The sequence below is a fragment of the Thermoproteota archaeon genome, assembly GCA_030130125.1.
Classification (GTDB): Archaea; Korarchaeota; Korarchaeia; order Korarchaeales; family Korarchaeaceae; genus Korarchaeum.
Genome location: JARZZM010000029.1, coordinates 1 through 23,362 on the forward strand (window position 1 = coordinate 1; position 23,362 = coordinate 23,362).

The 23,362-nt window shown below is 53.7% G+C and carries 25 protein-coding genes; 13 read left to right on the forward strand and 12 right to left on the reverse strand.

What is annotated here, in order from left to right:
- The 6 genes from QI197_05390 to QI197_05415 form a co-directional block, all read left to right on the forward strand.
- Positions 1-757, forward strand: a 757-nt coding sequence (locus QI197_05390) for an ABC transporter substrate-binding protein (protein MDK2372793.1), incomplete at its 5' end; no start/stop codon positions are given.
- A gap of 34 nt (positions 758-791) precedes the next feature.
- Positions 792-1,667 (forward strand): branched-chain amino acid ABC transporter permease, encoded by an 876-nt coding sequence (locus QI197_05395; protein MDK2372794.1) that lies wholly within the window; start codon positions 792-794, stop codon positions 1,665-1,667.
- Positions 1,668-1,673: 6 nt separating this feature from the next.
- The gene (locus QI197_05400) at positions 1,674-2,708 is read left to right on the forward strand and encodes a branched-chain amino acid ABC transporter permease (protein MDK2372795.1); all 1,035 of its coding nucleotides are present in this window, start codon (positions 1,674-1,676) and stop codon (positions 2,706-2,708) included.
- Positions 2,705-3,424: an ABC transporter ATP-binding protein gene (locus tag QI197_05405; GenBank protein MDK2372796.1), complete on the forward strand. Its 720-nt coding sequence runs from the start codon at positions 2,705-2,707 to the stop codon at positions 3,422-3,424. The genes QI197_05400 and QI197_05405 overlap by 4 nt, the downstream gene beginning before the upstream one ends.
- Positions 3,421-4,131, forward strand: a complete 711-nt coding sequence (locus QI197_05410) for an ABC transporter ATP-binding protein (protein ID MDK2372797.1) — start codon at positions 3,421-3,423, stop codon at positions 4,129-4,131. The genes QI197_05405 and QI197_05410 overlap by 4 nt, the downstream gene beginning before the upstream one ends.
- A gap of 2 nt (positions 4,132-4,133) precedes the next feature.
- Positions 4,134-4,853 (forward strand): aspartate/glutamate racemase family protein, encoded by a 720-nt coding sequence (locus tag QI197_05415; protein ID MDK2372798.1) that lies wholly within the window; start codon positions 4,134-4,136, stop codon positions 4,851-4,853.
- Positions 4,854-4,951: 98 nt separating this feature from the next.
- Here the strand turns inward: QI197_05415 and QI197_05420 are convergent, their stop codons facing one another.
- Genes QI197_05420 through QI197_05430 form a run of 3 tightly spaced genes read right to left on the reverse strand, consistent with a single transcriptional unit; the run spans position 4,952 to position 7,881 of the window.
- Complete coding sequence (locus tag QI197_05420; GenBank protein MDK2372799.1) at positions 4,952-6,109, reverse strand: MFS transporter; 1,158 nt, start codon at positions 6,107-6,109, stop codon at positions 4,952-4,954.
- Positions 6,110-6,142: 33 nt separating this feature from the next.
- Complete coding sequence (locus QI197_05425) at positions 6,143-6,973, reverse strand: winged helix-turn-helix transcriptional regulator (GenBank protein MDK2372800.1); 831 nt, start codon at positions 6,971-6,973, stop codon at positions 6,143-6,145.
- Positions 6,974-7,011: 38 nt separating this feature from the next.
- On the reverse strand, positions 7,012-7,881 hold the full coding sequence (locus QI197_05430) for a hypothetical protein (protein ID MDK2372801.1): 870 nt from the start codon (positions 7,879-7,881) through the stop codon (positions 7,012-7,014).
- Between the two features lie 204 nt (positions 7,882-8,085).
- Here QI197_05430 and QI197_05435 point away from each other — a divergent pair, with 204 nt between their 5' ends.
- Positions 8,086-9,381, forward strand: a complete 1,296-nt coding sequence (locus QI197_05435; protein MDK2372802.1) for an NAD(P)-dependent oxidoreductase — start codon at positions 8,086-8,088, stop codon at positions 9,379-9,381.
- 37 nt (positions 9,382-9,418) lie between these two features.
- The gene (locus QI197_05440; GenBank protein MDK2372803.1) at positions 9,419-10,441 is read left to right on the forward strand and encodes an aminotransferase class V-fold PLP-dependent enzyme; all 1,023 of its coding nucleotides are present in this window, start codon (positions 9,419-9,421) and stop codon (positions 10,439-10,441) included.
- On the opposite strand, the gene QI197_05445 is transcribed toward QI197_05440, so the two are convergent.
- On the reverse strand, positions 10,419-11,879 hold the full coding sequence (locus QI197_05445) for a hypothetical protein (protein ID MDK2372804.1): 1,461 nt from the start codon (positions 11,877-11,879) through the stop codon (positions 10,419-10,421). The genes QI197_05440 and QI197_05445 overlap by 23 nt on opposite strands.
- A 445-nt stretch (positions 11,880-12,324) precedes the next feature.
- Here QI197_05445 and QI197_05450 point away from each other — a divergent pair, with 445 nt between their 5' ends.
- Positions 12,325-13,383: a hypothetical protein gene (locus QI197_05450; protein MDK2372805.1), complete on the forward strand. Its 1,059-nt coding sequence runs from the start codon at positions 12,325-12,327 to the stop codon at positions 13,381-13,383.
- A 3-nt stretch (positions 13,384-13,386) separates the two neighbouring features.
- On the forward strand, positions 13,387-13,971 hold the full coding sequence (locus QI197_05455) for a DNA-3-methyladenine glycosylase (protein ID MDK2372806.1): 585 nt from the start codon (positions 13,387-13,389) through the stop codon (positions 13,969-13,971).
- Here QI197_05455 and QI197_05460 read toward each other — a convergent pair.
- From QI197_05460 to QI197_05485, 6 genes are all read right to left on the reverse strand, one after another.
- On the reverse strand, positions 13,960-15,174 hold the full coding sequence (locus QI197_05460) for a redoxin domain-containing protein (GenBank protein ID MDK2372807.1): 1,215 nt from the start codon (positions 15,172-15,174) through the stop codon (positions 13,960-13,962). The two genes, QI197_05455 and QI197_05460, sit on opposite strands and share 12 nt — an antisense overlap.
- 137 nt (positions 15,175-15,311) lie before the next feature.
- Positions 15,312-17,633 (reverse strand): metallophosphoesterase, encoded by a 2,322-nt coding sequence (locus tag QI197_05465; protein MDK2372808.1) that lies wholly within the window; start codon positions 17,631-17,633, stop codon positions 15,312-15,314.
- Between the two features lie 40 nt (positions 17,634-17,673).
- The gene (locus QI197_05470; protein MDK2372809.1) at positions 17,674-18,450 is read right to left on the reverse strand and encodes a tyrosine-type recombinase/integrase; all 777 of its coding nucleotides are present in this window, start codon (positions 18,448-18,450) and stop codon (positions 17,674-17,676) included.
- Positions 18,451-18,669: a DUF167 domain-containing protein gene (locus QI197_05475; protein MDK2372810.1), complete on the reverse strand. Its 219-nt coding sequence runs from the start codon at positions 18,667-18,669 to the stop codon at positions 18,451-18,453.
- Positions 18,635-19,045: a hypothetical protein gene (locus QI197_05480; GenBank protein ID MDK2372811.1), complete on the reverse strand. Its 411-nt coding sequence runs from the start codon at positions 19,043-19,045 to the stop codon at positions 18,635-18,637. The genes QI197_05475 and QI197_05480 overlap by 35 nt, the downstream gene beginning before the upstream one ends.
- Positions 19,035-19,403, reverse strand: coding sequence for a hypothetical protein (locus QI197_05485; protein ID MDK2372812.1), 369 nt, complete (start codon positions 19,401-19,403; stop codon positions 19,035-19,037). The genes QI197_05480 and QI197_05485 overlap by 11 nt, the downstream gene beginning before the upstream one ends.
- A gap of 132 nt (positions 19,404-19,535) precedes the next feature.
- Here QI197_05485 and QI197_05490 point away from each other — a divergent pair, with 132 nt between their 5' ends.
- Complete coding sequence (locus QI197_05490; protein ID MDK2372813.1) at positions 19,536-19,952, forward strand: hypothetical protein; 417 nt, start codon at positions 19,536-19,538, stop codon at positions 19,950-19,952.
- Positions 19,953-19,993: 41 nt separating this feature from the next.
- On the opposite strand, the gene QI197_05495 is transcribed toward QI197_05490, so the two are convergent.
- Positions 19,994-20,269: a hypothetical protein gene (locus tag QI197_05495; GenBank protein MDK2372814.1), complete on the reverse strand. Its 276-nt coding sequence runs from the start codon at positions 20,267-20,269 to the stop codon at positions 19,994-19,996.
- 102 nt (positions 20,270-20,371) lie between these two features.
- Positions 20,372-20,602 carry an antitoxin VapB family protein gene (locus tag QI197_05500; GenBank protein ID MDK2372815.1) on the reverse strand — a complete coding sequence of 77 codons (231 nt, stop codon included), beginning with the start codon at positions 20,600-20,602 and terminating at the stop codon, positions 20,372-20,374.
- A gap of 210 nt (positions 20,603-20,812) precedes the next feature.
- On the opposite strand from QI197_05500, the gene QI197_05505 reads away from it, so the two are divergent.
- Positions 20,813-21,898: an asparagine synthetase A gene (locus tag QI197_05505; GenBank protein ID MDK2372816.1), complete on the forward strand. Its 1,086-nt coding sequence runs from the start codon at positions 20,813-20,815 to the stop codon at positions 21,896-21,898.
- Positions 21,895-23,325 carry a glutamate synthase-related protein gene (locus QI197_05510; GenBank protein ID MDK2372817.1) on the forward strand — a complete coding sequence of 477 codons (1,431 nt, stop codon included), beginning with the start codon at positions 21,895-21,897 and terminating at the stop codon, positions 23,323-23,325. The genes QI197_05505 and QI197_05510 overlap by 4 nt, the downstream gene beginning before the upstream one ends.
- Positions 23,326-23,362 lie beyond the last annotated feature (37 nt).

Sequence of the window (23,362 nt, forward strand, 5' to 3'; positions counted from 1 at the left end):
CGGTAACCAGATAAAGAGGATAGCGATAATACACGAGGACACCGAGTGGGGAACCGCCACCGCCAAGGCTTGGCAGAAGTACTTCCCCGAGGCCGGATACCAGATAGTGAAAGTAGTGAGCTACCACGCGGCTACGATAACCTCCATGGACAGCGAGATAGACACGCTGAAAGCAGCCAATCCCGATTTAGTGCTGGTAGCCAGCTACGTGCAGGACGCCATACTCTTCGTCCAGACCGCCAAGCAGAGGGACTTCAACCCGAAGGCCATACTGGCTCAGGACGCTGGCTTCATAAACCCGAGCTACGTCAAGCAGGTGGGCAAGGACGGGTTCTACATCTTCAGCAGGGAAGTCTTCAACTGGGACCTCGGCCAGAAGATACCTAAGCTGAAGGAGGTGAACGGTAGGTACAAGGCGAAGTACGGAGTGGACCTCAACGGTAACTCCGCCAGGGACTACACCGGCGCCTGGGTGCTCTACTACGCTCTGGAGGAGGCCGGTAAGAAGGCCAGCCCTGCCAACTTGGAGGAGTTCAGGAAGGCGATAAGGGACGCACTAGCGAGTCTGAACATCCCCGGAGACAAGTTGATTATGCCTTGGAAGGGAGTGAAGTTCGACTCGACTGGTCAGAACACTCTCGGTCAGGGAATAGTCGTCCAGATGATGGAGGACGGGAAGTACCATACCGTCTTCCCTGAGGAGTTCGCGACTGCTGAACCCGTGTTCCCCATGCCCAAGTGGAGCGAGAGGGGCTGAACTTCCCCATCCCTATTTTTGCGGAGGGTCGGCTTTGATAGGTCTGGATTACGTTGCCAATGCGGTAGTCAGCGGTATCCTAATAGGGAGCGTCTACTCCCTTGTTGGAATGGGTCTTGCGCTTATCTGGGGCATAATGGACGTGATAAACTTCGCTCAGGGAGACTACATGATGATAGGGGCCTTCGTGACGTACTGGGCCTTCACCCTAGCTGGGGTGGATCCGTTACTGAGCGTTCCCCTCTCTTTCCTAGCGACCTTCGCGCTGGGGGTGCTCACCCAGAGGGTGGTGATAGAGAGGGTCCTAGACGCTCCCATGGTTAGCCAGATCACCGCCACGTTCGCTGTGCTCTTGATGATCAGGTACGGCGCTGAGGCCGCCTTCGGTCCCTACACAAAGAGGATCTACGTCCCCTACGCGGACGTGATATACAGGTTCGGGACGGTAAGCCTCCAGCTCCCCAGGCTAATAGCCTTCTCCGTGTCCTTGGGAGTGGCCGTGGCCTTTTACGTTTTTCTGAAGACCACATATACGGGAGTCGCCTTGAGGGCGGTTTCCCAGAACAGGATGGCCGCCTATCTTATGGGTATAAATGTGAGGAAGATGTACTGGATAGCATTCGGCATCGGGGTAGGGATCTCTGCCGTTGGTGGCACCTTGGTCGCCACGTTCCTCCCGATACACCCTGAGATGGGTGGATTCTACGCGCTCATAGCATTTATAGTGGTGGTGTTCGGCGGATTCGGGAGCGTCTTCGGCGCTTACATAAGTGGGATCATAATTGGAGTCACCGAGTCTGTTAGCGCTCTCTTCATCTCCCCATCGCTGAAGGATGTCGTTGCGTTCCTCCTCTTCATCGCCATAATTCTGGTGAAGCCTACCGGGCTCTTCGGGACAGAACAGAGGTGATGGAGCATGTTACAATTCATGAAGGAGGGGCTAAGCGGTAGAAACGGCCAGTATTTCGCGGTCGTGGCTGCTGTAATGCTGGTGGCTCCCCTGATCTTCTGGAAGCTGGACCTTCCCTTCGCAGCCAACGCCATGCTCCTCTGCCTCATGTTCTCTATAATGGCGATGGCTTGGAACCTGCTCGAGGGATACACCGGACAGCTCAGCTTCGGGCACGCGGTGTTCTTCGGCGTCGGCGCTTACACGACCATGATCCTCATGCTCTACTACGGGGTGACGCCTTGGGTGGGCATATTCGTTGGAGGACTGGTGGCAGCCCTAGTAGGCCTAGCTCTGGGCGTTCCGCTCTTCAGGCTGAGGAGCCATTGGTTCGCTCTAGCTACGATAGCTGTGGGCGAGATATTCAAGCTCATCTTCATTTCTTGGGACTATGTTGGGGGATCAGCTGGCCTGCAGTCTCCCATAGTTCCAGAAGAGCAGAAGCTGTACTATCTGCAGTACGCAGGCTCCTACGTCTACATATACCTGGCCCTAGGTCTGCTGGGGCTCGAGCTCCTAGTCTTGTATCCGTTGGTGAATAGCAGGATAGGCTACTACCTGCAGGCTATAAGAGAGGACGAGGACGCGGCCATGAGCCTAGGGATCAACCCGTTCAAGTACAAGATGGTGGCCATGTTCTTCAGCGCCCTCTTCACTGGCATAGGAGGGGGGATATACACGGTCAGGTTCAGGTTCGTCGACCCATTCGCAGTCTTCGACCTGATATCCGTCTCCGTCTACATAACCATAGCCGGCATATTGGGAGGCATATACTCTTTCATCGGTCCCATAGTCGGCTCCTTCGTGTTCGTCCCCATAAGCGAGTACGTGAGGGTCTACATAGTGTCTAGGTTCCCGAGGTTCTACGGGCTCCACGTCTTCGTGCTGGGCGTGATCCTGTTAGCCATATCGTTACTCGCGCCGGAGGGCATCATGGGCTGGCTCGAGAAGAGGGGCTACCTGAGGAAGGGAAGGGAGACTGGTGAGGTGAGAAAGGAATGAGCCTGCTGGAAGTCAAGGGAGTGGTGAAGAGGTTCGGCGGGCTGATAGCGGTCAATGACGTCTCCTTCTCAATGGATGAGGGGGAGAGAGTGGGGCTCATCGGACCCAACGGTGCGGGAAAGACGACCCTATTTAACCTGATCTCCGGTTACTACAGGCCCGACAAGGGCAAGATATTCTTCAATGGTAGGGACATCACGGGGCGAAGGCCCTACGAGATAACCAAGCTGGGAGTGGGCCGCACCTTCCAGATAGTGAAGCCCCTGTCAAACCTCACAGTTCTCGACAATGTTGCGATCGGCGCCCTGCTGAGGCACCCGGAAGTGAATGAGGCAAGAAAGCGTGCAGAGGAGGTGCTGAAGCTCACTGGCCTCTACGAGAAGAGGAACATGAGGGCCGGTTCCCTGAACCTGCCTGAGAAGAAGAGGCTCGAGCTTTCTAGAGCGTTAGCGACCGAACCAAAACTTCTCCTGCTGGATGAGGTCGTGGCTGGGCTCAATCCCTCGGAGGTGGATGAACTGCTGAAGCTGCTCAGGGAGATAAACGAGTCAGGGGTGACGATCCTGATGGTGGAGCATGTGATGAGGGCCGTTATGAACATCTCGGAGAGGATAATCGTGATGGACTACGGAGTGAAGATAGCGGAGGGGACGCCGCAGGAGATAGCTAGCGATCCAAGGGTGATAGAGGCATACTTGGGGAGGGAGGAACTATGAGTCTCCTGGACGTCAGGGATGTGGATGTGTTTTACGGCGACGCCCAAGCATTGTGGGGCGTCTCCTTTCAAGTGGACAGAGGAACCATAACCTCCATAGTCGGCGCAAACGGGGCCGGGAAGACCACCATTATGAAGACCATATCTGGACTCCTAATTCCCAAGTCCGGGACTATAACCTTCAAGGACCGAGATATCACTAAGGAAGAACCTCATAGGAGGGTGGAGTTGGGGATAGCCCACGTCCCAGAGGGCAGACAGCTCTTCCCGAGGCTCACAGTTATGGAGAACCTGAGAGCAGCTGCCTACACTAAGAGGGCTAGGGAGAAGTTTCAGGACACGCTGGAGGAGGTGTTCAATCTGTTCCCCATCCTCAGGGAGAGGAGGAACCAGCTGGCTGGCACGCTCAGCGGTGGGGAGCAGCAGATGCTCGCCATAGCCAGGGGACTGATACTCAGGCCAGAGATCCTGATGTTAGACGAGCCCTCGCTCGGCCTGGCGCCCAAGCTCGTCATAATGATCCTTAACCTCGTTAGGAAACTCAGGGAAGAGGGATACACCATCCTGCTGGTCGAGCAGAACGTCTATCAGGCACTGAAGCTCTCCGACAAGGCGTACGTCCTAGAAACCGGGAGAATAGTTAAATCCGGAACTGGTGAGGAGTTATTAAGGGACGAAGACGTGAAGAGAGCTTATCTGGGGTTGTGAGGATGTACGGTTGGAGGGCCCGGGTCGGTCTCATAGTGCCCTCCTCCAACACGACCATGGAGGAGGAGTTCAGGAGTGTACTCCCCGAGGGAGTCTCACTTCACGTAGCCAGGGTCAGGCTCAGGAAAGTTAATGTCGAGGAGCTCAAGAAGATGGAGGAGTATGTGGAGCTAGCCGCTGACATGCTAGCCGATGCTAGCGTTGACGTCATAGCATACGGATGCACTACTGGGAGCTTGGTCGGTGGAGTAGGCTATGACGAGAGGATAGCGGATAAGATAGAGAGGATGACCGGGGTCAAGGCCGTTGCTACAGCCACAGCGGTGCTGGAAGCCCTCCGCCATCTGGATGTGAAGAGCGTGGCCGTGGCCACTCCCTACATAGATGAGGTGAACAAGGAGGAAGAGGAGTTCCTAGAGGGCAACGGGTTCAAGGTCGTCTCCATGATAGGTCTGGGCATAGAGGACAACATAGAGATAGGGAGACAGGCGCCTGAGGTCGCCTACAGGTTGGGGAAGGCAGCCTTCCACCACGACGCCGACGGCCTCTTCATAAGCTGCACCAACTTCAGGACGTTTGAGGTTCTAGAGGCCCTAGAGGTGGACCTAGGCAAGCCCGTGATATCCAGTAACTCCGCGACCTTATGGGCTGTCCTCAGGGAGGTTGGAATCAGGGAACCGGTGGTGGGCTTAGGAGAGCTGCTAGAATTCGGCGTCAGCTGACCTCCCCTCGAATTTTTCCAGATCACCGTGTTTTTACAGTCACATACCGACCGTTTTTTCAACTTTTTGTGAATCTCGTGAGTGGTCTTAAATTGGGTTCAGGTCATCCTCATAGATTGGATCGATGAAATAGCCATGTATATGCCCACGAAAGCTAGACAGGCTGCCGAGAATCCAAAGGCTGCAGAGTAACTGAACGCCGCTATGAGCGCACCAGTCAATAGTGGTGCAGGCAGCCTAGAGAAAGATATTGCCGTTGAGAGGAATGCCACTGCGTCCTGCGGATTTTCAGGGGCCATCTCAGACACCGTGGCAGTGGCTATGGGGGCGTAGCTCGACATACCCAACCCCAGAAGGAAGGCTGAGATGAGGAAGCCAGGTATGCCCGCGTTCGGCACGATGTAGACCGCTATCCCAGAGACCATGAAGAGCTCTGAGAGGGCGAGGACCGATCTCTTGTCCTTCACCCTGTCCGAGAGCCATCCCACAGGTATTCCGGCCAAGGTTGATGTCAGGGTCTCGATGACCGCAGCCATGGCCACGTGCTCCACGCCAGCTCCGAAAATTACAGGGGCCATGACCAGATGGAATGGCAGAAAGGAGTTCCTCGCGAAGTTGTTGACTATGGTGAGGGCCACTATCCCCTTGATTTCAGGAGTGAGGGATCCCTTCCAGAAGGAGATCTTCCCCTTTCCCTTGACCCCGAACTCCCTTATCATAGGAGAGATCAGCGCAGTAGAGATCAGCCCCAAGAACAGGCCCAGCGCGAGGACCGAGTCCCTAGTAGCCATCGCTACCAAGAGCGCGCCTGCAGCTGGTCCGAGGATGGCTCCTATCTGCCACGAGACCCTCACTGAGCTGAAGGCGGTCCCGACCTTCTCCTTGAATAGTAGGCTGGTGACCTGATTCCTCCCCATTATGTGTAGCGCCCTACCCATCCTTGCTAGGGCTAGAGAACCGAAGATCACGGCAGGTGATACGTCCGCCAGCAGTAGACCCGAGGAGATGGATATGCCCAGAGAGCCGATGAGGAAGGTTAGTGAGGGCGAGGCGAAGGCGGCGAAGGCCCACCTGAAGACGAACTCCATGAGGTTGGCACCGGAGGCTATGATCCCGTAAGTAGCGGCGTCGACACCGGCCTCCTCCACTAAGAAAGGCCATATCGGCTGGTAGAGAGAGATCGTCATCCCAGCTAGGAAGGAGCTGAGCAGGACTATGAGGAGTTCCCTCCTGATCTTTGAAATGAACTTCACCATGAGAGTGGTCCCCCGATTTAATATCTCCTTTCCCTAACGGCCGCTCCCCCTGTCCTTGAGTACATCCCTACCCAGCTTGGACAGGCGTACCAGGCTTCCAGACTTAGTTCGCTCCACCTCTACGAGCCCTTTGCCCTCCAATCGCCTCATCCTCCTCCAAGCAGTGGTCTTGGGGAGGGATAGCTCCTTCCTTATGGTGGAGAGGCTCTTCTCACCCTCAGCAAGCGAATTAAGGATCATCATATCCGTTGAATCCAGCTCGAACTTCTTACCACGGGACCTGCTGTTCAAGAGAACAAGGACTACAGCTAGAGCCGGCAATAGGGCCAATAGGTAATAAGGGAGGTCATTCCTCCCCTTATCCTCCCTAGGAGGGGTCGTATAAACGTAATCTAGGGTGAAAGGAGGTTCCAGCGTCAGTTCCAAGTAGGAGGGCCCCTCCCGTATGGAAACGGGGGTCTTGGAGAGTCCTACTACATCGGGATCTCCCACTAATCTGACTGATATGAGCGAGTACGATGTGGCGGATACGTTCAGGCTCCAGACTAGTCCCCTCTTATAGGTCAGGCTCTGGGTCTCGTAGGTCACATTGACCTCGTCGGCCACCTCGGCATCCACTATGATCTTGCCGCCGTCCAGCGTGTAGTTGAGGGGGAGGTCCTCCTCGTCCACGACAGATAAGAGGGTAGGCTGCCCCAAAAGCGGGATCTCGACTATAGGATCCTGAACAGGCGCTCTGATGCTGACAGTACACCACCCATCCGGGTATACCTCTATTACCGCGTTCGTCGGGCCTCCCACGGCTGTGATCAGCGTTACTGTCAATACTGTTGCAAGTAGTGATGATGGGAGACCCCGCCTCATCGGGATGTCCCTCCGGGGGAAGGGAAAAAATTATGTGGTCAGGTGCCTAGCCTGCGGCAGACCCTGAGGTACCTGAAAAGCTGCCTGACGTCTTCCAGCGCTAAGAACCTCTGGCCATTCTCGATGTGCCTCTTCAGAGAAAGCAGGGCTCTTTCGATGCTATTCTTCAGTTTCAGTACTTTCTCAGCGTCTTCCGTCTTGTTATCCCTCAACAGCTTCTTGTGGATCAGATCAAGCCTGACGATGCATCTCTCGGAGGCCCTCTCGATTCTCTTTACCCTGTTGAGGGCCCTCTCCTTGGTTAAGTTGAGATGCTCTTTAGCAGCCTCCCTCACATCGCTGTAGAGAGATCTCAGATCGTTGACTGCTTCTTCTATTTTCTCACGGGCCCCCTCTAAGTCTCCTGACTTGAGGAGCGATTTGGCATCTTCCAAGAGCGACTTGACCTCTTCCAATTGGGAAGTGAAGTTCGTGGTGTTCACTCCCCTGTTCTCCAAGGCTTGTATTACTCTCTCAACCCTAGCTACTGCCCTGCTCAGTCTCCCAATGGTCATCCTGAGCCTTCCTCCCTCCCTTATCACACTGACATCCTTGATATCCCTCAGCACATCTCTTATCACTGAAAGGGCCTCTCTAGCCTTTTCAACCGCAGATCCGTAATCTCCGGAGGAGAGAAGTGCATTAGCTTCCTCGATCAGGGGATCGGCCCTAGCTAAGGCATCTTCAACCTTGCTGGCTGCCTCATCGTTTAGGTTACCCATTATGCTCTGGAGAAAGGACTTGACGTTCTCGTACGACCGTATCAATTTCCTAGCTAGTTCCTCTTTACCCGCTTGGGCATACACGGGGAGAGTCAGCAGAGCTATTAGCGAGATACTGGCTAAGATCAGGATGAGCTTTCTCCGCACGATCTCACCCCCCTCATCGATGAGGGGGGGATAGATTAGGGATGCGCGCGGGACGGTGATGGGACGGCATCCAAGGGGACTTGCGGATTACCTTTAAATAGTGGCGGGGGTGCACATGCAGAGGTGATCTCATGGGAGGTCTCATCGCCCTTAGGTTAGATGGGGCCTTCCTTGGAGGTGTCAGCCTTTCGCACCTCCGAGGTGGTGTCCTTTGGAGAGTTAAGTGACTGCTCCTACTTTTGGAAGCCCTGCGTGGATAGATTAGCCAAGATCCTGTCGGGTGTAAGGGAGGAAGAGTTCTACGAGCTAGCGATTCCGCGTGAGAAACTGAGCTGGCTCCCCAAGGTGAGAGAGAAGGGTGTATTGGCCTCCCTAGGATGGGGGCTGGCGCCCACAGCATCCATACTGACTGAACCTGACTTTCTCGCAGCATCTGAACCGGTATTCAGGGCCGGGTACTTGAGAGATCTGCTGAACCCGCACGACGACTTCGGTTCTTCCCTGACAGCAGCGATGAGGGTCACTAGAACACTCAAAGATAGATTGGTCGTAATGAGCGACGTGGCCACGGGGCTGAAGGGCGTCACCCACGTTGCTCCAGGGCAATACTTCTCAATGAGTCCAGATAGGGAGGAACTCTTCCTATTAGCTGATAACCTCCCTAAGGAGCTAGATAACAAGCTAGAGAACCTAGGAGAAGTTACTAGAGACTGGAACAGGCTGGATGAGGCCACGATCATCGTGGTAAGGACTAGTAGGAGCCTAGGATCCGAGGAGTTTGAGAAGGCGAGCCGCCTCAAGCTCGTGATCACCGCGACCCATGGTCTGGATCATATAGATGTGTCAGAGGCCAAGAGGAGAGCCATAATAGTAGAAAGAGCTCCTGTGAGGGCTAGGGCTGTGGCTGAGCTCACTTTGGGCCTCATTCTCGATCTGGCCAGGGGCATCAGTCTGGGAGATAGGAGAATGCGAGAGGGAGAGTGGGCCAAAAGGAGGCTTAAGGGATTCGAGATCTCCGGCAAGAAGGTCGGCATAATTTCCATGGGTGTAGTCGGATCAGAGATAGCCAGCCTGCTCAGGGCCGTGGGGATGGAGGTAAGCTTTTACGACAAGTACAAGGACGGGGGGAAGCCCTTGGACGATCTGCTCAAAGAGAGTGATATAGTAGTCCTCGCCTCACCCCTGACGGAGGAGACCAAGGGAATGATAGGGAGGAGGGAGCTCTCTCTCATGAAGGAGGGGGCCTACTTGGTCAACGTTGGTAGGGGGGAGCTCGTCGATCTGGAAGCCCTTATTGACTCCCTGGAGAGTGGTAAGCTTGCTGGAGCGGCCCTCGATGTGTTCCCTAAGGAGCCACCCTTCGGAGAGGATGCCTATGATAGATTAAGCCATCTGGACAACGTCGTCCTCACGCCTCATATAGGCGGGAACACGAGGGAATCGGACAGGAGGATCGTTAGGGAGGTGCTTGGGATCCTTGGCAAGTGGTTCCACGATTAGCTTCATTCCTGGACCAGTAAATCCGAGTCCCGAGGTTATGAAAGCACTCAGTGAGCCGATGCCCTACCACAGGGGAGAGGGGTTCTCGAGGATGTACGGTGAGATCATTGAGGGGATGAAGCCCCTCTTCGGTGCTGATGGGGATGTCGTTGTCATAAGCGGATCCTCCACAGCTGGTCTCGAATCGGCACTGGCGGGGTTCGCGAGAGGTAAGGAAGTGGTCGCCGTAGTCGACGGTAAGTTCGGAGAGAGGCTAGCCGAGATAGCGTCGCTTTACGCCAAGGAGGTCAGGAGGGTCCTGTCGGAGTGGGGCGGGACCCCACCTCAGGAGAAGTTGGAAGCCTCTTTAAACGGTGCCGACCTCCTCGTGGTCGTCCACAATGAGACATCAACGGGTGTCGAGCATGACATGGACCTAATAGCGGATCTAGCGTCAGATAGAGAAGTAGATCTTGTGGTGGACGTTGTGAGCTCTATAGGTGGTATTGAGGTGAGGGGAGATAAATGGGAAGCTAAGGCCCTAATAGGAGGAGTCCAGAAGTGCATAGGTGCCCCACCTGGCTTGGCTCCCGTGATGATACGGGAGTGGGACGGCTATGGGGAAGCCCCCTATTACCTCGACCTGAAGAGGTACAGAAGCTTGATTATGGGTAACCTCAAGCAGACACCCTTTACCCCGGCGCTCCCACTCTTCTCGGCTCTCAGGGCCGCGATTCGAGAGATACACTCGGAGGGACTTGAGGCTAGATTCCTCAGGCACCGGAGGATGGCTAAGTTACTTAGGGAGGGATTGGAGGATCTTAGAGTTGAGCTTTTCGCTAATCCCGGCGAATTAGGCAAGCTATCAGACACTGTGACCTCCTTCAGGGTCCCCGAGCCTGAGGTAGTTAGGGAAAAGCTTGCGGAGAGGGGTATAATGGTAGCGGGAGGTCAGGGTCCCCTGAAGGGGAAGATATTGAGAGTCGCCACTATGGCTAGAATCAAGGAGGAGGATGTTCATTCATTGTTGGCAGAGCTGAGGGAGATACTGCCCATGATCACCCCAGGAGCTGCTCCTTAACTTCATCCTCCAGTCTACTGGAGAAGGCTTCGAACAGTGAGTTTACATCCATCTCGAAAGTCTGCTCCTCCTCGTTCCAAAGATCAACTGGTATCCGCCAGTTGGATGGGCCCGCAACCAGCAGATGCTCGACTTTTACCAGCTGATCGCTGAAGAGGGCTCTCAGGGATTTGATGAGCGTCCCCAGAATCCTTTCATTGACCAAGATGACGCTGGTTACTCCCGCGAGGGGACCCTCTGTGTAAAACATGATAGGCGATGATATCTTGGAAAGGGCCTCGCCTATCCTCAGGAAGTCCTTATATGGGGCATCGAATCTCGCCAGAAGGGCCTCCCCGAGACCTACTCCTGTTGGAAAGTATCCTTTAACGACGAGCCCGTTTCTCCTGTATTTAGCGAACCTCTCCGCTGCATTAGGTACGCCGATCCCCCTTAGGTAGGACCTAGAGGCCTTGCCCTTACTGTTGATCACACTGAGCGCTAAGACATCCCTCTTATCCAATTTTATTGGGGGTTTTTTCCCTCTATAGACCTCTCTCCATGTGGGAGGGGTATCTGGTGACCCAGAGTAACCATCGACCATGAGCCCCAGTACCTCCTCAGGCCGGATCTCATCTAAAGAATGGAGATCAAACGAGAAGAGAGTTAGTTTCCCTATACGGAGACCACTCCCGGATAATTTGACAAAGGCCCTCTCATACTTGAGAGGTACCAGGAAGAGAACATAGTATGTATTCCCCTCAGACACATAGACATTATATGTAAATGGGAAAGTTTTCAGGAAACTTACCTCTTCAGGGAGAGGATCTTCGAGCTCCATTATGTACGTCAATAGCCCCATCTTAAGCGGGGAGACAGCATAGGGACCGTGTATTATCCCCTTACTGATGAGGTCTCTTAAAGCTCTAGAGATGGAGGCGAGCGAGAGGCCCGTATACTTAGCCAAATTTTCCAACTTAGCGTCTTGGGTCTTAGTCACATGGATTAAGGATTTTAGGACCTGAAGCTCTCTTTTTGATAATCTTAGGGATGGATAACTCCTGCTTATCAACAGGAGAAGTAAGTAATCGTCCAGCCCGAACTTTTCACCCTTCTTGGAGTAAATCAAGTTTATTGCTTTCGTGACGCTTTTAATGATACTAATCCTCTCCCTAAGACTGTAGACTTGGAATATTTTGGGTGCGTAGTAGGGAGGGGCCGTGGGCAGTTCTACCTTCTGAGTGCACTCTAACCACCAAGATGGGTCGGCGTTAGAGTATGCCCACGCCAAGTCGTAGATATGGGGGAAACCCGATGGGGGTAAAAAAAGAATGAATGCTTCTCTCTTGATTACTGCTTCTACCTTGTCAGGCGAAAGGTCTCTGCTTATGAGAAGATCGCCGCCCTCCTCTTTAACACCGCTCCTAAGGTTCTTCTCTATCTTAACATCTGCTAGCATAACCCTCTTCGGGATCCTCCTTACAGGATTAGCTTTCAGTTCTTTTTGGATCTTCTTAACCTCCTCTTTGAAAAGTTTAGTCAGATCCTCATTTTTTTCAAGTCCTTCCTGTTGCACACCAATTAGTGTCGTTAGAGCTAATAAAGTTTTTCTTCAAATGAGATCTGTTGTGATATCACTTATTATACCAGTAATGAGTGTTCTCATCAGTCTACTAAATAAAATGAGCAGATACAGGCCATATAGGCTTGGTCTACGTAGGTAGTAAAGAAGGAAGGAGGTTGGTGAATATGATGATCGGGCCAATAGCTCCGCCCAATCCCCCTGTAAAGTAACTTCTCCTTCACATATTTTCTTATCTATCGGTTTTCTCTTCTTTCGGTTATAATTGAAAAAAATGTCGGAGCACAATGTTTATGGAGGTGAGGGCTGCTTCCATTTTAGGATGACCCATAGGGGGAATAGGGAAGAGATTGATGATGCATTTTACATCTCGGCGTACATAGTAAGGGAATTCTCCGACAATGAGGCTGAGCCATTGAAGCCGGTCTCCTCGATATTGGCGGAGAGGCTAGGTGAGAATTGGAATGTGTTGACCAAAGATCAAAATGAGGAGACCGCATTCAGCTTCGGCTTGGGCGTTACCCTCAGCTCTGAACCAATAAATGGTTGGATCATTAATCTGAAGTTTCTGAATAATGGAGAAGTGAAGATCGGTACTCTCGGAAAATCCGTCAAGATTAAATGGGAGGGGGATAGGGAGACCCTGCTCACGGCCTCGAAACTAGCGGCTCTCGCTCTATACCTCTACAGGAACCCCTTAATGTGTTTAAGGGAGGATCTGATAGTTGCTGGGATATTCTACCTCAACCCTCGTGTGTGGTCAGATCCTGCGATCTCAGGTATAGAACTGGCTGCAGCATTTTCAGCGATCTCAGAGGGGCTGGAACTGGAGAGGAGATATGAATCCTTCGTGAAGGCCCTTCACTTTCTGAGCCAGTTAGATCACCTGCCGGAGATGGTAAGGGCCCTCAAAGCCCTCGCTGTGATGGGCATTGCTCCACCCCTGAGCAAGAGAGACCTCTTTTACGTGGATCAGCTTTCTCCTGTGGAGATAAAAGTTCTGAATGCCCTCACAGCCAAGGAGGCGATAGATAGGCTCTATGGACTAGATGAGAAGAAGGTCGTGATACTGCTCTCAGAGCTGCTGGGTCTGAGGTCTAAGATCTTCGACAGGAGAAAGCTGGTTAAGTCCCTCCTACAGAGGGAGTCCAAGGAAGGCCTGACATTGAGTGAGATCTCCCATGTCCTAGGGATCGACAAGGCCTATCTCTGGAGGGATGTCCTACCTAAGATGATAGAGCGTTTCCTCATTACGGTTGGCAGTGACAGATATAGGGGGAAGACGGTGAAGGTCTACAGGCCCAATGTATCCCTGCCTACTGTGGGAGATATGGTACTAACTTATACGCTGAATCTCAGCTACCTCGTAAGTAGGGGTTGAACCTTGCGCCTCAAGACGAGTTTCTTCTGCCGGGATCCCGTGATCGTGGCCAAGGATCTTTTGGGAAAGCTGCTCGTCAGGGAACTTGATGGGGACAGGATATCTGGAGTTGTGGTGGAGACCGAGGCCTATCTGGGGAGAAACGACAGGGCCTCTCACGGTTTCGGTGGAAAGAGGACGCCTAGGATGCGGCCTCTATACGAGGGATGCGGCCTGTTCTACATCTACCCAGTTCACGGCTACGCTATGTTGAATGTAACAACTGCGCCACCCGAAGAGCCCACAGCCGTCCTCATAAGGGCGTTGGAGCCCGTGGAGGGCGTGGATCTCATGAAGGGGAACAGGGGAACTGATGATGTGAGGAACTTGTGTTCTGGCCCTGGGAAGCTCACCAAGGCACTGGGTATTACCCTAAATATGAACGGCCTGAGCGTCGGGGACGGACCTCTCTACTTCGAGGAGTACAGGTGGGTAGACGAGCGGGAGATAGTGGCCACGAAGAGGGTGGGGGTGGACTACGCTGGCAGGCACGCGGACCTACCCTTTAGGTTCTACTTGAAGGGCAACAGGTACGTGTCAAGGCCATGATCCCCTGAAGATGACCTCGACCTCCTCCGGATCCACTTCTCCGTTCCCGTTATCGTCCACCCACCTAACTATGATGACTCCGTCGATTTCTCCATCTGCTATCTTGATCGCCGCCGCCCGGGTTCCGAACCTAGTGAGGCCCTCTCCCAGCACTATCCTCCTCCCATATCTCTCAAGGGATGCGATCAGGGCGTAGTCTGAGCGGCCGTACTCCACTTGAAACCTCCACACGCGGTCTCTCGCCTTGATGATCCCTCTCGACCCGCTGATGTCCACCACTATTCCCAGTTCCTCATTGAGTTGAGCCGTTAGCTCATTGGCCTTGGGGCCGCCGAGGATTATGAGGTCGCCGTCTGGCAGTTCATCCCCGGATCTCATAGTCTCCATACCTAGAATCGAGGCTGCCTCACGGTCATGCTCTCCGTAGAGGACTCTGAAATGTACACTAGATGACACCTCGGCTCTGACCTTGCGCTCCTCGACGGCGGAGCCAGCGATCACCCTCACGATCCACTCCCCAAGCTCCGCAAGGGTAAGGGATATCTGGAAGTGTCCTGACGAGACCGTGGCTGAGTATTCCTCCTCAACCCCATCAGGAGAAACCAAGACTATCCTGACGCCGTTCACTCCGAAGGCGGTCCCGCTAACTACCAGGGGCTCTCCCACTCCCACCCTGCCCGGGATGTCCACCTCTAGATCTACCGGTCGGTGATAGGCCTCCTTGACCTTCTCAACGGTGAATGAGACCATATCAGGGATATAAGGGACGTCTTCAGGTTCTATCTTGGCGAATAGGTTGCCAGATGGGTCTATTATCACCACCGTGGCTGTGTACTGGATGCCGAAGTAGAGGAAATGGGACCACGAGACCTTCAGGAGGATCCAACTGGACGGAGGATTATAGCTCCTGAAGGCTGGCAGTACAGCCTGAGGATTAGAGGGTGAATACATGGCGACGGCCGCGACGTAACGACCACTGGAGAGTTCGGGGTCGGTCCTCCAAGCATCGGCAAGCAAGGGTATGAACTTCTTGCAGTGAGAGCAGGTGGGCTGACTGAATATGAGAACGACGATCTTTCCCCTGTAATCGGAGAGCTTGAAGGTCCCTCCCCCATAGATCGGGGCCTCGAACCCGGAAGCGGAGGTAGAGAGGATATACAGACAGAGCATCGACAGCAGAAGTAGTATGATCGCTCTCTTCATCATCAACCTCCTTCTAGGGTTCCATTTATAATAGCTCGCCGTTATACGCCAAAGACCTTCTGGATAACCACAGCTAATCGTGCTTATGGGATGATATCTAAAGGTACCAAAAAGTGAGGGGAGATCGGTATCCAAGTTCATCGTCGCGCTGAAAACCTCCTCCTGTATAGGAGGATAGCCGCGATTAGAATCGCTAGTGCCACCACGCCACCGATTAATATGAATGGAGGCTTCGGTCTAACGGAAGTGTACGTCTCTGACGGGAAGCAGCCCTCGGCGTAGGCGGCTACCTTGACCTGAATCTCTTCACCGATATCAGGAACCTTCAGTCTAGTCTCGCCATTCTCAAGCTCATATACGGTCCCGTTGAAGACTAAAAGACCGGTAGCAGGCCCTCCACGGCATGTCACTCGTATCGATACCCCTGTGTTCCCCTCCAGTTCATCCGGAAGTAGAATCTGGGCGTGAGGGAGATAGGTCACCTTGAACCTCCTCTCCAACCTCGTGCTGTTGTACAGGGCCTCCACTATGACATCGTTCTCCCCTGGAGTAAGGCTGATTGTTGAAGAGAAGGTCCCGATGTTCGATGGCCTGACCTCTTGGCCATTAACCTTTACCAAGGCGAAGGGCTGGGCCCTACCCCTCACCTCGAGCGAGGGCGTATCTACCACATCGGGTAGATCGTTGACCTCCAGCACAGGAGGCTTGACCAGCTGGTAGCTCACATCGCCTCCGTTCACTCTCACCACCATATAGTGGAAGAAGAGGTATTCCTTGGGATACTGGTTATCCAGCTCGGCGCCCCCACCTCCCAAGATGAAGGTCTTGATGCTCTCATTCTCACCGCTGTAGTACATGTGCTCGTGGCCCTGGAATATGGCATCTATCTTGTCTTTATGGAGTCTCAACACTGCTCTGAGCCTCTCGAGAACTGACTTGTCCTCGATCCCGTGGGCATAGGGATAGATGGGTTGGTGTATGAAGATGAAGACGTGCTCCGCCTCCGTAGCATCTAAGTCCTTCGCGAACCACTCTATCTGCTCGTCACTCATCGAGTACCTGAAGCCGGGCACATTGGCGTTCAGGAAGACGAAGTGGGAGTTCCCGTAATCGAAGGAGTAGAAGAGCTTGCCGAAGAATGACATGAAGTTCCTCTGAGCGATCTTCCCGATCTGGTTCTCGTGGTTGCCCTCAGCTATGAAGAGGGGCATCCTTATCGCGCTGGTGATCCTCACGAAGTCCTCATACTCCCTGAGCTCTCCGCTGTAGACTATATCGCCCACGTTAGCGTAAAAATCCGCGTTCTCCTCGATAATGTACTCTAACAGTTGCCTGTAAACCTCCGGCTGTTTCGCACCTCCGGACGGTCTGTTATCTCCTAGAACGATGAATGAGAATGCGTTCCTATCAGGGAAGAGTCTAGTCCCGTTCCTGATGTTCTCGACCCAGATGAGCTTCCTGAACTCCGCGTACCCGCCGTTGGAGTCATATGCCCTTATCACCATCACGTGTCTCCCGTCCCAAGTGGTTAGAGTGTCCCATTTGGCCCTCCACGATCCGCCTGAGGGCTTGAAATCTATCAGCACGCCCTTATCATCGGTCCAGTTATACTGCCCCTCATAGTCGAGCCTGGCCTGCACCCTCGTGACGGGTGAGAGGTTGCCCGACACCTCCACAGATAGATCGACCACTCCGCTTAAGTTACTCGGGAAGGACGGCACTACTACGAATGCTTCCACCCTCTTGGGCTCTACCCTCTTCGCTGAGGTTATCTCTATCCTCTTGGAATTGGCCGGAGGTTTGTCTAAGGTGATCACGTATTCCCCGGGAGAGTCAGCTCTCCACCTGATCAGGAGATTCCCCGATACCAGCTTGAGATCTGACATGCAAGCTAGCTCGGGGCCGGGCAATATGAAGAAGGCGTAGGGTCTATCTCTCTCCAGTAAGGAGCGGGAATACCCCAAGAATACATCGGTGTAGCCATCTGAGGAAACCTCAGTCTCGGAGACGACCCTCATGAGGGAGGCATCCCTCAACGCCACTCTGAACCTGCCCTTGGCCGAGAAAGCGAATCCCATCGCATCGTCGAGGGCAGACCTGTCAACCATAACCTTGATGGAGGGATCTGGTCCTGTGGCAAAGAAACAGAGTTCATCGTTCACGATGAAGGAGGCAGCATTTTTGTGCTCGAGTTCCCACTTTATCACGGTCTCCTTCTCGAAAGACGTCGATATGGGTAAGGGAGATCCATCCGGGGCGATCACCTCGACGGAGAGGGGGTTCAGGGTCCCATTGGACGGGAAACCGTGATTCACTATATCCACCGCTAGCTCGTAGTTTCCGGGTCCCTTTACGTCTACGTAATACCGGTATTTGCCCATGGGTTGGGCGTGGACCGGTAGAACTGGTAATAGGAGAGCTAGCGCGAGTATCAGAGCGAGTACAGGGGATTTACTCATACGCCGTTTGGAGAGTAGACCTTAAAAACCGTGGGAATCCTCATCCCCTCCCAGCTACCTTCCTGTACTCCCTCTCCACGAGGCTCTGGGCCAGATCCAAATATATCTCGGTGGTTCGAAGGCTGCTGTGTCCCAAGATGCGCTGTAATACTCGGGGATTCCCTCCCTTGGAGAGGAACCAGACCGCGAAGGCGTGCCTCACAGCGTGGGGATGGGTCTTCAGCAGCTCGGAAACCCACCTCCTGATGGTGCGGTCCGTCACAGGGAAGATTTTTCCGTTCCCATTCCTAGGTAGCTCCCTCAGCAGTTCAGCGGTGCGCTCGGTGAAGTAGACGTATCTTAACTTTCCTCCCTTCCCCCTCACCCTAGCCCTCTTCCCGTTTAGGTCCACATCCTCCCATCTTAACGAGACCAGTTCGCCCACTCTCATGCCAGTCTCTGCGAGCATCATTATTGCCGCCCTCTGGAGGGGTTTTGCCGTCGAGAGTATACCGTCTATTTCCTCGTAAGTCTTCAGAAGGTCCTCATTGACCTTAGGAAGGGGAGGGGGGACCCTTATCTCCTTCGCGAGGGCCCTGGCCTCCTCGCTCAAGTCCTTTCTCCCCGCCACCTTGAAGAGCCTGCTGAGCATGTAAAGCTGCTGCTTTAAGGTGCGTCTGCTCACCTCTTCTTCCCTCTTAGAGGCCCATATCCTCACATGAATCGGTTTAGCTTCCTCTAATGGTACCATCTCCAAGAAGGAGGTAAAAACGAGCCTGTACTTCCTCTTACGCGAAGGAGCTAAACCCGCCAAGGCTGCTTCCACGAGGGCATTCATTCACTCGCCCACCTTCACCAGCTTCTCTCTAGACCTGCGACCCTTCACTATCTCCACGTGCGACTTGGGCACGCCAAAATGCTTGGCCAGAAGCTCCACTACCTTTTTATTGGCCCTCCCCCTCTCGGGAGGCTCCCTGACCTTAACCACTAGGAAGTCGCCTTCGAGGGTGACCTCTTCCCTCTTAGCCCTTGGTATCACTCGAACCTTCACCAACATGGGTCATCCTTTCCAAGAGGGTTAGCATGCTCTCCGCCACGTAGTATATACTCTCGAGGAGATAGTCCTTCTTCAGGTGGCACCTGTCTAGGTCCATCTCCACCACCGCAGAGCCCCTGTCCACAGCGACCTTGCACGGTATTCCCTTGTCCACGAGATCCCAAGAGGTCCTCATGAGATCTAGCTCCCTTCCCTCCGCCTTCAGGGGTGGGTAAGCGGTGGCCAGGACGTAAGCGACGCCCCTTTCCTCCTCAGCAACTATGTAGATGACCACATCCTTCCCTTCCTCCCCTATCATGAGCACGAGCATGCCCTCCTCCCTGAGGGGAGTCAGGCCCGCTTCTCTGAGCATGGACTCTATCTCGTCAAGAAGCAAGGTTCTCACCCAGTTTCCGTAAGAACGTGAGCGTTATGTAGAAGTTCCTCTTGAAGGACACCCCTATGCACTCGCTTCTCAAGAAGGACGTTACTATGACCTCATTATCTTCGCTCAGCTGGTAGGAAGCGAAGTTCATCTTGAAATTCTCTTCCAGCAGCACCTTGGCCATTTCGGCCGTAGGGATGAGGGGTGGATCGGTCCTCCCCACGATCACAGTCATGTCCTCATCGGCCAGAACGATGATGTTGTAGGAGACCTCGCCCTCCCGGAAGGATGATATGATGGCCTGCTCCACCCTTCTGTAGTTGATCCCTTCCTCCCTCAGTATCTCCTCGATTTGCTCCAGATGTCCCATAGGTATTTGTGTTTTCGTCAAACTACTAAAGTTTTCCTGAGAGGGTTCACCTACTTGGAGTGAGTGGTAGACGCCGTGCGGGCGCCCTCTGACCTTAAATGGGCGGTATGGGCTCTACCATGGTGACTGGGAATGGTTCATCATGCCGTAGGCGGAGCCTTCTCCGGGATGCTGGGTTTTATCCTCGCCGCTCTCTTATCCATAGCCGCCCAAGCTTTCTACTTCTGGGTTGCTCAGATATTCGTCATGGAAGAGAGGAAAGGTTTCTTCTCCCTGATGGGCCTTGTAGTCACGGGAAACTTCCTGTCTGGCCTCGCCTACCTCACCGTCGTGAGAGTGGTCACGATTCATCCACTGCCGCTACCGTCCCTCTTCGGAGTAGCCTCAGTCCTGTTGGTGTGGACGCTGGTCGCTAAGTACTGGTACGACACAAGTTGGGTCAGGGCTTTCCTGCTTATATTGATAGCTAGCCTGTTGCAGCTGCTGACCATCTACGTGGTGACTCCTGAATCATGGGGCATGAGACCCTTCAGAGAACTAGGCCTCTGATAACATCCTTAAGCTTGGTCTCGAGACAGTTCAGGAGATCGTCAGGGGATCAACCTGATCCCGAGTCCGTTGAAGTGCTTCCTATCCATGGTGGCTAGATCCGATCCTGAAACGGACGCGGTGGCGGCCACCAATATGTCGCTGAAGGGTATCGGTCTCCCCTTCCTCCTCAGCTTGGTATCAAGTTCTAAGGCCCTGACCAGGATGTCCTGGTCTGGTTCCACGATCATCCCAATTTCGTGAAGTAGATCCTTCCTACCCATTGCTGCATCAGATCCTCTAGCCAGATAGTGGCCGAAGAGGTATTCGTAGGCCACTACCCAGGGATCATTATCCTCTCATACTCAGCGATCAGATCAACGAGTTCTTCCCGGCCTCTGTCCAGCAGTTCGATCAGGAAGGATGTGTCCAAAACGACGTTACCACCACTCACGTGACTCGACCTCTTTGACGATCTCCTCAACTTTATCGGCCTCTTCTTCACTCAGTCTCGAGCTCCTGACGAGATCCTTCAGTCTTTCCCTCTTCCTCTTCAGATATTCGTCTATAAGCCTGTCTATGGTCTCACCTAGGCTTTTAGCCCTCATTCTCTCCTTGAGAGATTTGAGCCTCCTGTAGGTGTCCTCCCTAACCGAGATTACTTTACCCATCATCCGATTTCTCTCTATAGCCCTATACCTATATTAGTATAGCGGTATATCGAAAGCTCCCTTTATAAAGTCAGTTCGACCCCATTGTATCGTATTTAATTGGATATTATACCTGATAACTGTGAGTTTATAGTCTTTTATACCTATTATTTCACTAGTGAAAGTCATACTGATAGTAATTTTTTTATTGTCGGCCGGGATGACGGCGGGATGAGCACGTCTCAGAAGCTCGAGCTGCCCCTCGAACCCCAAGCTTTCGCTGAGGACATATTCAGGATAGTGAGCCATCCCGTCATGCAGGAAGTCTACCGGTTCAGGCACCTCATAGCCAAGGCCGTGAGGGACTTCTTGGATGGAGAGGGCTTTGTGGAGTTCGATCCCATAATGGTTGGTCCAGTAACGGATCCCGGCACGAGAGGCGCGTTCGAGTTCCGGATCCCCTACTACGGCAGGGAGTACAGGTTAATGAGGAGCGGTATCCTATATAAGCAGCTCCTGGCCGCGGCAATGGAGGAGGGTAAGATTTACTTCTTCTACCCAAACCTGAGGCATGAACCGATAGATGCCGCCAAGACCGGGCGCCACCTCGTGGAGTTCGTCCAGATAGACTTGGAGGTCAGGGATGCGGATCACTTCCAAGTGATGAAGATAGCAGAGAGGCTGCTCAAGCACGTTATCGATGAGATGAAGAGGTACGAGGACCGCCTCCGAAAGATATGGGAGTTCTTCGGCTCTGAGAGGGAGAGCCTACCAGATGTGAAGCTCCCCTTGAAGAGGATGACCCATAGAGAAGCGGTAGAGCTTCTGATGAAGCATGCTAAGGATGATAAGGTCCTCAAAGAGCTGGAGAGCAGGTTTGACGTCAAGAGACCGCAGGATAGGCTTAGTTTCAAGGCCGAGATTCCCTGGGAGTGGGAGTGGTACTTGTCAAAGATACACGACCAGCCCTTCTTCATCCACGACTATCCGAGGGGGGCGAGAGGTTTCTACGACCGTGAATACCCTGACAAACCGGGCATACTGATGGACTTCGACCTGCTCGCTCCAGAAGGTCACGGGGAGCTCTCCTCAGGCGCGGCGAGGGAGTACGAGGTGTCGAGAGTCTTCGCCAGGATGAGGGAGACCAACGAGAACCCCGAGCTCTATCGCTGGTACCTCCAGTTCCTCCGCGATCACGGAAAGCCGACGGCGGGATTCGGTATAGGAATGGAGAGATTGGTGAAATACATCTGCGATCTCCCGTCCGTGCACCTCGCCAGACCGGCTCCCAAGATACCGGGGGTGCACTCGCCATGACCGACTACCCGATAGACGAGATATTTAGGAGGGCCAAGCTGGGTGAGCAAGCTGTCTATCCTCCCAAGGACGAGTTCGGTTACAACGTCTTCGGAGCTGACGTCTATACGAGGCCGAGGAGGTTCCTCCTTCTAGATGACATAGTCTTGCTTCCGCCCCAGTTCACGCCTGAGAGGCTTGAAAAGGGGATTGAGCTCCTCAGGGAGCCCCTCTACACAGATGTGAGCTCAGAAACCTCTGTAGGCGGGTTCAGGGTGAGGATGCCCGTCGTCTGCGCGGCCATGGGGGGCACGCACATCGCCAACCTGATAGGTCCCAAGATAGCTAGGGGATGCGCCGAGATGGGCGTCGTCTACTCGCTTGGGGAGAACATAGCCGCCATCAGGGGATACGATGAGAGGCTCACCAAACAGCCATCATTCAAGGAGAGGGCCTTGGCCTACTTGGAGAACCTGAAAGACGGGTACGGGGGGCTCGTCATACAGCAGAGCGTCGAGGATGAGAATCTGAAGCTCTGGGAGAAGGTCTACACGGATCCGGACTTCGATCGATACGTGGAGGAGGGGTTGATAGCCTTCGAGATCAAGGCGGGACAGGGCGCCAAGCCCGGCTTAGGCGGGGAGGTGCTAGTCAGCAGGGAGGTGGCCCTGAGAATAAAGGATCACTACTACATACCGGAGGACCCGGAGAAGGTGGTCAAGGACTACTACGAGAGGCATTCAGCACCTGGAACATTTACCGAGGACATACTGGCCAGTCAGATCAGGCTAATCAAGAACAACTTCCCCCGCGTGAAGGTGTTCCTGAAGACGGGACCTTACAGGGACTTGGATAGGGTGATAGAGATAGCGAGCAGGGAGGGGGTGGACGCAATAACGATAGATGGTAAGGAGGGAGGAACTGGGATGAGCCCCATTGCTGGCATGAGGGACTTGGGCCTCCCCACCGTGGCCTGCCTAGGGGCCATCACGAGGGCTAGAGATAGGGAGATAAGGACCAGCCTCATAATATCGGGCAGGTTGTATGACGGCTCCCACGTGGTCAAATCCCTAGCACTGGGAGCCAGCGCGGTGGCGTTCGGGAGGCCCTTGGTATACGCCTGCATGGGCAGCATACCCCTCGCTCCCACTTTCATTAGGAGGGAGCTCTTCAGGAATCCGTTGCTGAGGGAACTGGGTAAGATAGCCCTGAGGTGGGGAGTAAGGGGAGAGGGCTGCACCAAGGGCGTGGTGAACTACTTGAAGAGCGTGGAGAACGAGATCAAGATGCTCACCTCCGCCCTAGGAAAGTACCACATGGATAGGCTGTCCAAGGAGGATGTCGGTGCCCTTAACAGGGATCTAGCGGAGCTCTTTAGAATCAGGTACGTGTATAGCGCTCCTGAAGCGCCAGAGAAAGTGATTCAAAGAGGGATTGAACTTTCCTGATGGTATCCGCTGAAGATGAAGTATTTTGAAGTGAAGC